The organism is Plasticicumulans acidivorans, assembly GCF_003182095.1.
In the GTDB taxonomy this organism is placed as follows: Bacteria; Pseudomonadota; Gammaproteobacteria; order Competibacterales; family Competibacteraceae; genus Plasticicumulans; species Plasticicumulans acidivorans.
The window spans coordinates 192620-206153 of the sequence record NZ_QGTJ01000003.1 but is presented as its reverse complement, the minus strand read 5'-3'; the positions used below and the strand labels follow the sequence as shown (position 1 = coordinate 206153).

Annotated in this window: 9 protein-coding genes; 7 read left to right on the top strand and 2 right to left on the bottom strand. The window is 63.5% G+C overall.

The window, feature by feature from the left end:
• Position 1: 1 nt before the first annotated feature.
• Positions 2-688, bottom strand: a complete 687-nt coding sequence (locus tag C7443_RS06330) for a lytic transglycosylase domain-containing protein (protein ID WP_110017756.1) — start codon at positions 686-688, stop codon at positions 2-4.
• Between the two features lie 160 nt (positions 689-848).
• Between C7443_RS06330 and pap the strand changes: the two genes are divergently transcribed.
• Both pap and ppk1 read left to right on the top strand, forming a co-directional pair.
• Positions 849-2354, top strand: coding sequence for a polyphosphate:AMP phosphotransferase (gene pap, locus C7443_RS06325; protein ID WP_110017755.1), 1506 nt, complete (start codon positions 849-851; stop codon positions 2352-2354).
• 67 nt (positions 2355-2421) lie between these two features.
• Positions 2422-4626 (top strand): polyphosphate kinase 1, encoded by a 2205-nt coding sequence (ppk1, locus tag C7443_RS06320; RefSeq protein ID WP_110017754.1) that lies wholly within the window; start codon positions 2422-2424, stop codon positions 4624-4626.
• Between the two features lie 122 nt (positions 4627-4748).
• On the opposite strand, the gene C7443_RS06315 is transcribed toward ppk1, so the two are convergent.
• Positions 4749-7394, bottom strand: coding sequence for a bifunctional acetate--CoA ligase family protein/GNAT family N-acetyltransferase (locus C7443_RS06315; protein ID WP_110017753.1), 2646 nt, complete (start codon positions 7392-7394; stop codon positions 4749-4751).
• A 193-nt stretch (positions 7395-7587) separates the two neighbouring features.
• Here C7443_RS06315 and acsA point away from each other — a divergent pair, with 193 nt between their 5' ends.
• The 5 genes from acsA (at position 7588) to C7443_RS06290 (ending at position 13477) form a co-directional block, all read left to right on the top strand.
• Positions 7588-9330 carry an acetate--CoA ligase gene (acsA, locus tag C7443_RS06310; RefSeq protein ID WP_110017752.1) on the top strand — a complete coding sequence of 581 codons (1743 nt, stop codon included), beginning with the start codon at positions 7588-7590 and terminating at the stop codon, positions 9328-9330.
• Positions 9331-9540: 210 nt separating this feature from the next.
• The gene (locus C7443_RS06305; protein WP_110017751.1) at positions 9541-9792 is read left to right on the top strand and encodes an acyl carrier protein; all 252 of its coding nucleotides are present in this window, start codon (positions 9541-9543) and stop codon (positions 9790-9792) included.
• 224 nt (positions 9793-10016) lie between these two features.
• The gene (locus tag C7443_RS06300) at positions 10017-10496 is read left to right on the top strand and encodes a MarR family winged helix-turn-helix transcriptional regulator (RefSeq protein WP_110017750.1); all 480 of its coding nucleotides are present in this window, start codon (positions 10017-10019) and stop codon (positions 10494-10496) included.
• Between the two features lie 180 nt (positions 10497-10676).
• Positions 10677-11897, top strand: coding sequence for an HlyD/EmrA/EmrK family protein (locus C7443_RS06295; RefSeq protein WP_110017749.1), 1221 nt, complete (start codon positions 10677-10679; stop codon positions 11895-11897).
• A gap of 11 nt (positions 11898-11908) precedes the next feature.
• On the top strand, positions 11909-13477 hold the full coding sequence (locus tag C7443_RS06290) for a DHA2 family efflux MFS transporter permease subunit (RefSeq protein WP_110017748.1): 1569 nt from the start codon (positions 11909-11911) through the stop codon (positions 13475-13477).
• The last annotated feature ends 57 nt before the right edge of the window (positions 13478-13534 follow it).

Genomic DNA, 13534 nt, shown 5'->3' with positions numbered 1-13534 from the left:
ATCAGTACTCGTGCCGGTATCGGTTGTAGTAGTCGAGGACCCGGGCCACGTAGGTCTGGGTTTCCTGGAAGGGCGGAATCGCATAGCCGTTGCGAATGACCGAGTTCTCACCGGCATTGTAGGCGGCCACGGCGAGCGACAACTGCTGGAACTGGTCGAGCAGCCAGCGCAGGTAACGGGCTCCGCCCTGCAGATTCTGTGCGGGATCGAAAGCGTTGACGACGCCAAAGCGCGCAGCGGTATCAGGCATCAGCTGCATCAGCCCCATGGCACCGGCGCGGGATACGGCCAACGGTTCGTAGGCCGACTCAGCGCTGATGACGGCGTGCAGCAGCGCTGGTTCGAGGCCGTACTGCGCAGCCACCGCGCGGATGGCTGGTGTGTAGAGCGCCCGCTTCGCCGCGCTGATACCGCTGGCGGAGCTGGGCGGCATCGGGCCGAGGCTGATGCCGGGGGGCAGCTGCGTGGAGGCAGGTGTCATATCAGGGGATGCAGATTCCTGCTGATAATGCGGCGTTGCCATGACCACGCGAAAACGGGAATCACGATCACACACGTTGCTGATGTGCAGGACTCCCTGAGCATCGCGATACGAGCAGATGTCTGCGAGCGCGGGAGCCGCAGCCAACAGGCCGCAGCACAGGACTGTGGCGCGGTATCTCAACGGCTTGATTCGTCCTGTTGTCATGATTCGTTCCCGGTGTGACCAAGCCTGCTTGTCTTGACGGCGCTCAGTATGACGCCACCGGGCGAGCACCGCGACAGTATAGGATGAGCTTGTAATGAACAACCGCACAGGTTGACTCGAAACCTGTCATTCATTGGTCATGATTCACAGCGAGACTGCCATGTTCCGAACTGCAGAACTGAATCACACGCTCAGCAAGGAAGAGTACGCAGCCCGCGAGCAGGATCTTCGACAGGAGCTCCTGACCTTGCAGGGTGAACTGCGGGAGGCGGATTTCCCGGTCATTCTGGTGTTCGCAGGCGTTGATGGTGCTGGCAAGAGTGAGACGGTCAACAAGCTCAACGAATGGCTGGATACACGGCTGTTGTACACGCGAGCGTTCGATCAGCCCTCGGACGAGGAGCAGGAGCGTCCGCTGTTCTGGCGCTACTGGCGCGAGCTGCCGCCGCGCGGGCGCGTCGGCATGTATTTGAGTTCATGGTATTCGCCGCCTTTGCTGGATCACGTCTACGGCAAGATCACGGCTGAGGAATTCGATGAGCGCATGTCGCGCATCCGTGTCTTCGAAGAGGCGCTGGCAGCCGATGGTGCGCTGATCATCAAATTCTGGATGCACCTGTCGGAGTCGGCGCAGGAGCATCGGCTGAAGAAGCTCGAAAAAGATCCGCTGCAGAAATGGCGTGTCACCGCGAGAGACTGGGAACACTGGCGCATGTATGACCGCTTCGTCGCTGCCGCCGAGCGCACGCTGATGCACACCGGCACCGGCACCGCGCCGTGGAAGATCATCGAGGGTTCTGACCCGCGCTACCGCAGCATCGCGGTAGCGACGATTTTGCGTGATGGCATCCGCCGCCGGCTCGCCGAGCGGCGATTGCTGCACAGTGCGGTGGATCAGGCCGACAGCGATACGCTGCAGGCGATGGTCGAGAGCAGTGCGCTGCCGGGGCAGCCGACGATCCTGTCGGCGCTCGATCTGGGCAAAGCGCTGCCGAAAAAGGACTACGCCGAGCGGCTGCTGACCCTGCAGGGGCGTTTGAACAAGCTGCAGCGCAAAGCGCGGGAAAAAGGCGTCAGCAGCATCCTGGTTTTTGAGGGCTGGGACGCTGCCGGCAAGGGTGGCGCCATCCGGCGCATCACCAGCGCGATGGATGCGCGCAACTACCAGGTGGTGCAGATCGCCAAACCGACGGATGAGGAAGCCGCACGCCATTATCTGTGGCGTTTCTGGCGGCACATGAGTCGTGCCGGGCGCATGACGATTTTCGATCGCTCCTGGTACGGGCGCGTGCTGGTCGAGCGTGTGGAAGGCTTCGCCAGGCCGCAGGAATGGCGGCGGGCCTACGGTGAGATCAACGACTTCGAGGAGCACCTCGCCGAGCACGGCATCGTGCTGCTCAAGTTCTGGCTGCACATCAGCCGTGATGAGCAGGAGAAGCGTTTCCGCAATCGTGAATCGACGCCGTGGAAAGCCTGGAAACTGACCGATGAGGACTGGCGCAACCGCGAGCGCTGGGGCGATTACGAACTGGCTGTCAACGATATGGTCGAGCACACCAGCACGCGCCTGGCGCCGTGGGTGCTGGTCGAGGCCGAAGACAAGTACTACGCCAGGGCCAAAGTGCTGGAGTCGGTCTGCGAACACTTGGCGCGTGCGCTCAAGTAAGTTCGACGGCAGGCGCGATTCCTTCTATGACTGAAGTTTGGACGCAGAGACAGAGGAGAATCCGCACATGAGTAGCAGTCCCCCGATCGGCGTGAGTGCGGAGGCCGCGGGCAGCGCGCTTCCGGCGACGCGAGTGGAGGCGCCTCCGGTCATCGATCTGGATGCACCCGAGCTTTATCTCAATCGGGAACTCACCTGGCTCGCGTTCAATCGCCGTGTGTTGCATGAAGGGCAGGATTCGCGCAATCCACTGCTGGAGCGCATCAAGTTTCTGGCCATCGTCAGCTCCAATCTCGACGAATTCTTCATGAAGCGCATTGGCGGCCTCAAGCAGCAGATCGGGGCCGGCGTGCGCACGCCGACCGTCGACGGCCGCACGCCGCTGCAGCAGCTGATCGCCTGCTATGCCGAAGTCCGCGAGCTCAACGAACAGATGCGTTCGCTGGCGCTGGAGCTGCATGCGCTGCTGATCGAGCAGGGGATTCGCGTACGCAGCTACGGCAAGCTGGGCGATGAGCAGCAGGCGGAACTGCGTGATTTCTATATCCGCAATATCTTTCCGCTGGTCACGCCGCAGGCGATGGACCCGGCGCATCCGTTCCCGTTCATCTCCAATCTGTCGCTGAATCTGCTGGTCTCGGTGCGCTATCCGAATGACGACCAGGTGATGCTGGCACGCGTCAAGGTGCCGGTCGGCCCCGGTATTCCGCGGTTCCTGACGCTCGACGCCGGTTCGACCTTCGTACCGCTCGAAGACGTGATGGCGAACAATCTCGACCTGCTGTTCCCGGGCATGGAAATCGTCGCCGTCGAGTATTTCCGCGTGACGCGCAATGCTGTCGTCGAGCGCTCCGAAGAGCAGGCCGACGATCTGCTGGTGCTGATCGAGTCCGAGTTGCGCGAACGCAAGTTCGCCTCGATCGTGCGGCTCGAAGTCGTCAAGGACATGGACCCGGTGCATCGCGGCATGCTCGCGGCCGAGCTCGGTCTAGACGAAGCCAACGACGTCTTTGAAGTGTCCGGCATGCTCGGCCTGCGTGACCTGTTTCAGGTGGCCGTCGTCGACCGCTCCGATCTGCACGATCCGCCACATGCGCCGCTCGACCACCCTAAGCTGGCCGGCGCGCCCAACATCTTTCACACCATTCGCGACGCCGGCACGATCTTCCTGCAGCACCCCTACGAGTCGTTCGCGACCACGGTGGAGCGCTTCGTGCGTGAAGCGGCACGCGATCCGAAGGTGCTGGCGATCAAGATGACGCTGTATCGCACCTCGTCGGACTCGAAAATCATCGAGTATCTGGTCGAGGCGGCGCGCAATGGCAAGCAGGTTGCCGTCGTCGTCGAGCTCAAGGCGCGTTTCGACGAAGCCGCGAACATCCGCTGGGCGACACGGCTGGAAGAGGCCGGTATCCACGTCAATTACGGCGTCGTCGGCCTGAAGACGCACTCGAAGGTGATCTTTGTCGTGCGCCGCGACTACAGCGGTCTGCGCCGTTACGCGCATATCGGTACCGGTAACTACCATCCGGGGACGGCGCGTCTGTACACCGACCTCGGCATCCTCACCAGCGATCCGGTGATCGGCGAGGATCTGACCGAGCTGTTCAACTACCTGACGACCGGCTTCACGCCCAAGCGCAACTACCGCAAGCTGCTGCCGGCGCCGAAACTGCTCAAGCCGGCGCTGCTCGACAAGATCGAACGCGAGATCCGCCAGCATTCGGCGAAAACGCCCGGCCTGATCCAGTTCAAGATGAATGCGCTGGAAGACGTCGACATCACGCGCGCGCTTTACCGCGCCTCGCAGGCGGGCGTGCAGGTCGATCTGATCGTGCGTGATACCTGCCGCCTGCGCCCAGGACTCCCCGGCGTTTCGGAAACGGTGCGGGTGGTCAGCATCGTCGGCCGTTTCCTGGAGCACTCGCGGGTGTTCTATTTCCGCAACGGCGGCAGCGAGGAGTACTTCATCGGTTCCGCTGACTGCATGAAGCGCAATCTGGAAAGCCGGGTCGAGGTCGTCACCCCGGTGGAATCCGCCGACGCGCGTCAGGAACTGCGCAACCTGCTCGATCTGCAGCTGCTGCGTGACCGGCGCTCCGCATGGGACATGCAGTCTGACGGCAGTTATGTGCAGCGCCAGCCGGAGGAGGGTGGCGAACAGCGCGGTTCGCACGAACAGCTGATCGAGGCGGCGGAGCGTCGTCAGCGTGAAGCGACACGGCTCAAAAAGCGCCGCCCGCGCGCCGTGGCACGGCGTGGTGCGTACTGAGCGATAAAAACTGCAGCGCCTGCACATATGGCCGGCGCGCTTTGAGGCTTACACCCGCCGCCGCGGCAACCGGCCCGATGCTTTGCCATCGGGCCGGTTGCTCACCGGCACAGGCAGGGTGCCTACGGCTTAAAGCTCACGTGCATGATGCCCGGATCGTCAGCGCTGGCTTTGACGGTAAAACCGAGCGCGCGACAGAGCTTGAGCATGCCTTCATTTTCCCACAGCACTTCACCATAGATTTCGGTGATGCCGCGCAGGCGGGCGTAGTCGATGATGCGGCGCATCAGCATCGGGCCGAGGCCCATGCCGGTCATACCGTGATCGACAAGGATCGCGTATTCGGCGCGATCCATGTCCGGATCGCAGGTGATGCGCACGACACCGTAGATGTCGGCTTTTCCTGGTGTTTCACGGCCGGAGACGACCAGCGCCATTTCGCGGTAGTAGTCGAGCTGTGTCAGCCGCGCAGCCATGGCATGCGAGAGCTCGCGGATCGGCTGGAAGAAGCGCAGGCGAAGCTCCTCCGGCGGCATGCGCTTGACCAGATTCTGCAGCGGCGGCTCGTCTTCCGGCACGATCGGGCGCAGACGCAGGCCGCGGCCATCGGGCAGCGAGAAGTCCTGCTGCAGCTCGCTCGGATACGGGCGGATCGCCAGCCGGTCGCGCGCGCGTTTGCCGTGGTAGGGTGCGACACGGATCGTCGCGTCGAGGGCGATCACCCCCTTGCCGGATACGCGCAGCGGGTTGATGTCCAGGTCCCACAGCTCACCGAGTTCGACGGCCATCTGCGAAATCTTGATCAGCGTGAGTGCCACGGCATCGGTGTCGGCGGCACGGGCACGGCTGGACTTGAGCATGCCGGCGATGCGGGTGCGTGACATCAGCTCTTGAGCCAGTGCCATGTTCAGCGGTGGCAGCGCCCAAGCCTTGTCATTGATGGAGTCGGCCTCGGTACCGCCATGGCCGAAACGGATCAGCGGACCGAAGGTGTCACCGGTGCGCATGCCCAGCGCCAGCTCGTAGGCGCCTGCACGCGCCAGCATCGGTTGCACGACAAAGCCTTCGATGCGGGCATCGGGCTCGATCTCGCGCACGCGGGCGATCATCGCCTGGGCTTCTGTCTGTACGGCTGCGGCTGAATCCAGCCACATGGCAACGCCACCGACCTCGGATTTGCTGTCGATGTCAGGTGAAAGGATCTTCAGTGTGACCATACCGCCGAACACCGCATACAGCGCTGCGGCTTCGTCGGGTGTTGCGGCCGCGCGCGTGTCCACTGTGGGAATGCAGTAGGCATCGAGTACCTGCATGGCCTCATACAGGCTCAGGCGCGAGCGCCCTTCAGCCAGCGCCCGGGTCAGGATCGCCTGCGCGCGCTTGGTGTCAGCCGTGAAGGATTCCGGTATCGACGGCGGCGTTTCCATCAGCAGGTCGAGATTGCGACGGTGCTGAGCGATGCGGATGAACGCGGCGACGGCATCGCCGGGATGATCGTAAGTCGCGACCTGAGCTTTCTTGAACACATCGCGGGCCGTATGCGCGGAATCCGCGCCGAGCCAGCTGGTGATGACCAGGCGCCGGGCTTTGGCTGCCCGCGTAGCGACGGCGCGTGCGGCGGCGAGGTCGGCTTCCGGTGAGATGGGGGAATGCAGCATCAGCACGCAGTCGACGCCGGTGGCTTCGAGCAGCACGTCGAGCACGCCGACATAGCGCTCGCCGTTGGCGGCGTCGCCGAGGTCGAGCGGGTTTTCGATGCGGGTGCCGCGCGGCAGGATCTTGGCCAGTGCGGCCTGAGCATCTTCATTGAACTGAGCCAGCTGGCCGCCACCGGAGTCCAGGGTTTCCGTAGCGAGCAGGCTGATGGCGCGGCTGTTGCCGACCACCGCCAAACGGTTGTTGTAGACGGGCTTGGCGGTGCCGAGCGCCTCGACCGAGTTGAACAGCTGCTCGATCGAGCTGACGCGCAGGATACCGGCGCGGCGGAACGCCGAGTCGTACACCGCATCTTCGGCCGGATTGTTGCGGTACTTGCTCGGCCGCAGCACGATGACCGGCTTGACGCGGGCCGCGGCGCGCGCTGCCGACATGAACTTGCGCGCATCGTGAATCGATTCGAGGTACAGCAGGATCGACTTCACGTGTCCGTCGCGGGCGAGGTAGTCGAGCATGTCGCCGAAGTCGACATCGATTTTCGCACCGACCGACAGCACATGCGAAAAGCCGATATGGTGGCCTGCCGCCCAGTCCAGTACCGCCCGGGTGATGGCGCACGACTGCGACAGCAGGGCAAGGCTGCCGGGCAGGATTGGCGTGTGCCCGAGGGTGACGTTGAGACCGGCGCGCGGTGCGGCCAATCCAAATGAATCAGGACCGGCAATGCGGATCAGGTTCGGCTTGGCCGCGTCGAGCAGCGCCTGGCGCATCGCCGTGCCGCCGTCCTCGAAGCTCTTCAGCAATTCCTCGTTGAGCAACAGTACTGCCCGCGTGCCGAGTTCACCGAGGCCGCTGATCAGCGCCGGGGCACCGGCCATGGGGGTGGTGATCACGGCAAGGTCCGGAGCTATCGGCAGGCTGGCGAGATCCTTGTAACAAAGGATCCCGCGCAGCGCGGTGCGGTCCGGGTTGAGCGGCATGATGGGGCCGTTGAATCCCTGGCGCATCAGGTTCGATACCAGGTGGGCGTCAGGTGCGTCGTCCTTGCCGCCCTTGCCGATAATCGCGACCGATCGCGGCTTGAACAGGAAGTCGAGATTGCGGATGGTCATGGGCTGTTACGTCCGTGAATTTGGAAAGGGCTGTGCGACGGGGGAAATGACGCACATATCTTTAAAAGTGTAGTCGAGCGTCTCGCCAGACCTGTTGACAGGCGTCAACGTGTCTCTTGTGCTCGCCCGGCAGCATCTTCGAGTTTGCGGCGCCTATCATTTTTCGCTACCTGCCACCGTTTCGGAGTTTCGGATGACGCAGACCATCATCGACAAGCATGCCAGCACGCCATGGAATCTGCCCGACTATGCGTCGGCGCGGGTGCATTTCGACTGGCCGCAGGCACGGGCGACGCTCGCCGGGCTGCCGGGCGGCGGGCTCAACATCGCCCATGAAGCGGTTGATCGTCATGTGGCGCAGGGGCATGGCGAGCGGGTGGCAATACGCTGGCTCGGCAAAAGCGGTGAACGCATCGATTACAGCTACGCCCGTTTGTCCGCCGACATTGCCCGTTTCGCCTGCGTGCTCGAACGTCTAGGCATCCGGCAGGGTGATTGTATTGCCGTACTCGCCGGCCGGGTGCCGGCCTTGTACATCGCGGCGCTGGGCGCACTCAAGGCGGGGGTGGTGTTCTGTCCGCTGTTTTCCGCGTTCGGTCCCGAACCCATCCAGACCCGCCTGGAAAAAAGCGGTGCGCGCTTGCTCGTCACCACACCGCAGTTGTACACGCGCAAGGTTGCTGCACTGCTGCCGCAGCTGCCGCGCCTTGAGCATGTGCTGACGGTCGGTGATGACGTCGAAGGGACTTATCACCTCGAAGCCTTGCTGGAACAGGGCGAGCCTGATTTTCCGACCGCTGCGACCGCGCCGGACGCCCCGGCATTGCTGCATTTCACCAGTGGCACTACCGGAGCGCCCAAAGGTGCACTGCATGTGCATGAGGCCGTGGTGGCTCATGCTTACAGCGGGCGCGCGGTACTGGATCTGCGTGCGGGCGACGTCTACTGGTGTACGGCCGATCCCGGTTGGGTGACCGGCATTTCCTACGGCCTGATCGCGCCACTGGTCAATGGCGTGACGATGGTCGTCGATGAGGCCGAATTCGATGCCGCACGCTGGTATCAGATCCTCGAAGAGCAACGCGTCAATGTCTGGTACACCGCGCCGACGGCGATTCGCATGCTGATGAAAATCGGTGCCACGGCGATCGCCGGTCGTGACCTCTCCGCCCTACGTCTGATGGCGAGCGTCGGCGAGCCGCTGAATCCGGAAGGCGTGATCTGGGGGAACAACACCTTCGGCAAGCCGTTTCACGATACCTGGTGGCAGACCGAGACCGGCGCGATCATGGTCGCCAATTACGGTTGCCAGCCGGTACGCCCGGGCTCGATGGGTTGCCCTCTCCCGGGGATCGAAGCCGCGGTCGTACGCCGGCGTCGCGAAGGCGGGCTGGAGTTTCTCGGGGTCGGTGAAGAAGGAGAGCTGGCCCTGCGCGCCGGCTGGCCGTCGATGTTTCGCACCTATCTGCATGAGCCGGAACGCTACGCCGCCTGTTTCGTCGATGGCTGGTATCTGTCCGGTGATCTCGTCAGTCGGGATGCCGACGGTTACTACTGGTTCGTCGGTCGCAGTGACGATGTCATCAAGACTTCGGGGCATCTGATCGGTCCGTTCGAAGTCGAAAGCGTACTGATGGAACATCCGGCAGTGGCCGAGGCGGGTGTCATCGGCAAGCCCGATCCCTTCGCAGGAGAAACCATCAAGGCATTCGTGGCGCTCAAGCCCGGTTATGCGGGGGACGATGCCCTGCGCAAGACGCTGATCGGGCATGCGCGTCTGCGTCTGGGGCCCGCCGTCGCGCCACGCGAACTGGAGTTCGTCGCCAACCTGCCGCGCAACCGTAGCGGCAAAATCATGCGGCGCCTGCTGCGTGCCCGCGAACTCGGCCTGCCGGAAGGTGATCTTTCCACGCTGGAGTCGTCCGATGGTGCGTGACAGGCATTTACAAAGTTGTATCAAAAAGATTGGACAGACCAATTTTGCTGTATGTAATACTTTGTTTTTGAATGGATGATTGCGCAATCATCATGTTGAATATTTTATACTGCAATGCAGCAAAAATGCCTGTATGGCATATAATGCCCAGCACAAGACAAGGAACGCCCCTTACGACCACTTACTAAAATACCGCTGAGGTACACCACCATGTCCGCTGAACAAGTCCGTGAAACCATCCTGCGCTTGCTCGGAGAGATTGCTCCCGAATCCAGCGCCGCTGACATCGACCCGAATGTCAGCTTCCATGACCAATTTGAAATCGATTCAATCGACTTTCTGCGCCTGATGATGGGCTTGGAAAAGGAGCTGAAAGTCACGATCTTCGATTTTGATTACCCGAAACTGTCGACGCTGAAGGGCTGTGAGGCGTATCTCTGCGAGCGCGTCGCAGCCGCCTGAACCGCCGCCGTTATGCAGCGGCCGCATCGAAGGTCTGTGCGATACAGTTGCAGGATGGCTATGGTCCGGCGACGAAGATGTCTGACGCCACCGGTGCGCGGGTGAGGTGTCTGGTGCGTGGCCGTTTCGGCGTTGCATCGTGGCTGTGTGTTGCGTAGCAGCAGATCTGACTTGACAATATCTGCATGGGCAGATAATTTCTGCCCATGCACGCGAAATCCCGTATGGATCACGATACCAGGCAAGATCGGCAGAGCGGCGAGCTGTATACCGTGGCTAATTACACGCTTGATGACAGTGTCGGCTACCTGCTGGGCCAGGCTAAAAGTCGGCTGACCGCAATGGTCGATGCCGAGATGGCGCCACATGGCATCACCGGTGCGCAGTGGGCGACGCTACTCCATCTCGCCAACGGTAAAGGGGATACGGCAGGCGAACTCTGCCGCAGTATCGGCACCGATACCGGCGCGATGACGCGCATGCTCGACCGTCTGGAAGCCAAGGGGCTGGTGCGTCGTGTGCGCTGCTGTGATGACCGTCGCGTCGTGCGGCTGAGCATCACGCCGGAAGGGCATGCCCTCTGTGATTTGCTGCCGGCCATTGCCGTCAAGGTCTTGAACAAGCATCTGCGCGGCTTTTCGACCGATGAGCTGGCTGATCTCAAAGACTATCTGCGTCGCATCATCGCCAATGCAGACAATTGAAAGCTGCTCAAGAGCGCCTTTATTACGTCCATTAAACTGCTTAGGCAGAAAATTGATAGGCAGTAACAGACTTATCAGCTATATGTGCGAGCCATGCAGTTTGGTGCATCGAGCTGCGGCGTGAGCCGCCTGCCGCCAGGCGCACCCCGCAAACAGGCCGCCAAAGTCAGGAGAACAACGATGAACAAGCCATCCGCTGCTGAAACACCGATTCATCCATCCCGCCGCCGTCCCCTGCTGCTGGGCCTGGCCGTGGCCGTCGCGCTGGCGGCGGCGGGGGCCGGTGGCTGGTGGTGGACCAGCGCCCGTCATTTCGAGGGCACCGACGATGCGTATGTCGCGGGCGATGTCGTCACCGTCAGCCCGCGCATCAGTGGCTCCGTGCTGAGCGTGCGCGCCGACGACACCGAAATGGTGCGCGCCGGCGATACGCTGGTTGATCTCGATCCGGCTGACGCCCGGGTCGCGCTCGATGCCGCCGAGGCCGAACTGGCGCGTGCCGTCCGCAATGTCCGCCAGCTGTTCGCAACACGCGATGCGCTGCAGGCCAGCGTGCAGACGCGGGAGGCGGATCTGAGCAAGGCACGTGAGGATCTTGCCCGTCGGCAGAAACTCGCCGGCAATGGCGCGGTGTCAGCGGAGGAGGTCGAACATGCACGCAGTGCCGTCCGTGCCGCCGAGGCGCAGCTGGCCAACGTCAATCAGCAGCTGGCGGCGACCAGCGTGCTGATCGAAGGCACGAGCGTCGATTCCCATCCGGATGTGAAGCGTGCTGCCGCCAGTGTCGAGGCGGCGGCGCTGGCGCTGGCCCGTACCTCCATCGTTGCGCCGGTCGACGGTCAGATCGCCAAGCGCACGGTGCAGGTCGGCGTGCATGTCGAAGCAGGCACACCGCTGCTGGCCGTCATTCCGCTGGCACACCTGTGGGTCGACGCCAACTTCAAGGAAAGTCAGCTCGATCGTCTGCGCATCGGTCAGCCGGTGACGCTGAGCGCCGATCTCTGGGGCAGCAAGGTGGAATATCACGGCCGTGTGGTCGGCCTCGGTGCCGGTACCGGCGGCGCGTTCGCCCTGCTGCCGGCGCAGAATGCCAGCGGTAACTGGATCAAGGTCGTGCAGCGTGTGCCGGTGCGCGTTTCGCTCGATCCGCAGCAGCTGGCCGAGCATCCGCTGCGCGTGGGCCTGTCGATGCAGGTCGATGTCGATGTCAGCGATCAGAGCGGCGCACAACTGGCCAGTGTGGGGCAGCGTGACGAGCCTGCGCTGCAGGCGCCCGGCGATGCGCAGGCCCTGGTCGGTATCCGTGAGCGCATCCACGCCATCATCGCCGCCAATGATGGTCGTGATGCCCTGGCGCCGGTGGCGGTGGTGCCGACGGCACCGCGCGGTTCGCGTGGCTGAGGCGGGCTGAAATGGCTGCTGCTCCGTCCGCGCCGATGACGGCACCGCCTCCGCTGCAGGGGGCCCGGCTGGTCGTTGCCACGATCGCGCTGTCGACGGCGACGTTCATGAACGTGCTCGACACGACGATCGCCAACGTCTCACTGCCGTCGATCGCGGGTGATCTCGGCGTCAGCCCGTCGCAGGGCACCTGGGTCATCACCTCGTTTGCCGTTGCCAACGCCATCGCCGTACCGCTGACCGGCTGGGCGACGCAGCGCTTCGGTCAACTGCGGCTGTTCGTCGCCTCGGTCGTCGCCTTCGTACTGGCCTCGCTTGCCTGCGGTTTTGCGCCGACGCTGGAATCGCTGATCCTGTTCCGGGTCATACAGGGCTTCGTCGCCGGGCCGATGATCCCGCTGTCGCAGGCCTTGCTGCTGGCTTCGTTTCCACGTCAGCGGGCCCCGATGGCGCTGGCGGCGTGGTCGATGACGACACTGGTGGCGCCGGTGGCTGGCCCGATCCTCGGCGGCTGGCTGACCGACAACATGAGCTGGCCGTGGATCTTCTGGATCAATGTCCCCGTCGGCCTGCTGGCAGCGCTGTTTGCTGCCCGCGCGCTGGCCGGACGCGAGAGCGCCACGCGCCGGCTGCCGATCGACACGGTCGGTCTGGCCCTGCTGGTGATCTGGGTCGGTTCACTGCAGCTGATGCTGGATAAAGGTCAGGAGCTCGACTGGTTTGCCTCGCCGCTGATCATCTCGCTGGCGGTCGTGGCGGGTGTCGGTTTTCTGGTGTTCCTGGTCTGGGAGCTGACGCAGCGGCATCCGATCGTGGATCTGTCCCTGTTCGCGAGCCGCAATTTCAGCGTCGGCGTGGTCGCCATCGCCTGCGCTTACGCGCTGTTCTTCGGCAACATCGTGCTGATGCCCTTATGGCTGCAGCAGTACATGGGCTATACCGCGACCTGGGCCGGGCTGGTCACCGCGCCGACCGGTGCGCTGGCGCTGCTGTTCACACCGGCGGTCGCGCGCATCCTGCCGCGCAGCGATCCGCGGCATCTGGCCAGCTTCGCCTTCGTGGTGTTCGCCGTGGTCGCTTTCATGCGTGCCGACTTCACCACCGGCGCCGATGCCTGGACGCTGGCGATGCCGCAATTCGTGCAGGGGTTGGCGGTATCGTGCTTTTTCGTGCCGCTGACCTCGCTGATCCTCGCCGGGCTGCCGCCGGAGCGCATGGCCTCGGCCGCGGGCCTGTCGAACTTCGCCCGCATCACGGCCGGTGCCGTGGGCGCATCGGTCTTCAGCACGCAATGGGACGATCGCGCGGCCTTGCATCACGCCCAGCTGGTCGAACATCTGACGCCGTTTTCCGCCGCCACGCAGCAGACGCTGGATCGCTATGCCCAGGCCGGTCTCGATAGCGGTCAGGCTTTCGCGGCGCTGGAACGGCAGGTCGCGGGGCAGGCGCACCTGCTGGCCGCCGATGACCTGTTCTGGCTGTCGGGCGTGGTGTTCCTGGCGCTGGTGGCCGTCGTGGCGCTGGCCAGACCGCCAAGAGCGCGCGAAGCGGCACCAGCGGACGCCGCGGCCGCTCATTAGTCCGCGGTGCCGCCGGCCGCGCGTTAGCGCGGACGATTACGTGTCGTTTGTATCGCT

Excerpts from the sequence above, each read along its gene's own strand:
- pap (WP_110017755.1), top strand. The coding sequence starts at position 849 with ATGTTCCGAACTGCAGAACTGAATCACACGCTCAGCAAGGAAGAGTAC.
- C7443_RS06305 (WP_110017751.1), top strand. The coding sequence starts at position 9,541 with ATGTCCGCTGAACAAGTCCGTGAAACCATCCTGCGCTTGCTCGGAGAG.
- C7443_RS06290 (WP_110017748.1), top strand. The coding sequence starts at position 11,909 with ATGGCTGCTGCTCCGTCCGCGCCGATGACGGCACCGCCTCCGCTGCAG.
- C7443_RS06295 (WP_110017749.1), top strand. The coding sequence starts at position 10,677 with ATGAACAAGCCATCCGCTGCTGAAACACCGATTCATCCATCCCGCCGC.
- ppk1 (WP_110017754.1), top strand. The coding sequence starts at position 2,422 with ATGAGTAGCAGTCCCCCGATCGGCGTGAGTGCGGAGGCCGCGGGCAGC.
- C7443_RS06315 (WP_110017753.1), bottom strand. The coding sequence starts at position 7,394 with ATGACCATCCGCAATCTCGACTTCCTGTTCAAGCCGCGATCGGTCGCG.
- C7443_RS06330 (WP_110017756.1), bottom strand. The coding sequence starts at position 688 with ATGACAACAGGACGAATCAAGCCGTTGAGATACCGCGCCACAGTCCTG.
- C7443_RS06300 (WP_110017750.1), top strand. The coding sequence starts at position 10,017 with ATGGATCACGATACCAGGCAAGATCGGCAGAGCGGCGAGCTGTATACC.
- acsA (WP_110017752.1), top strand. The coding sequence starts at position 7,588 with ATGACGCAGACCATCATCGACAAGCATGCCAGCACGCCATGGAATCTG.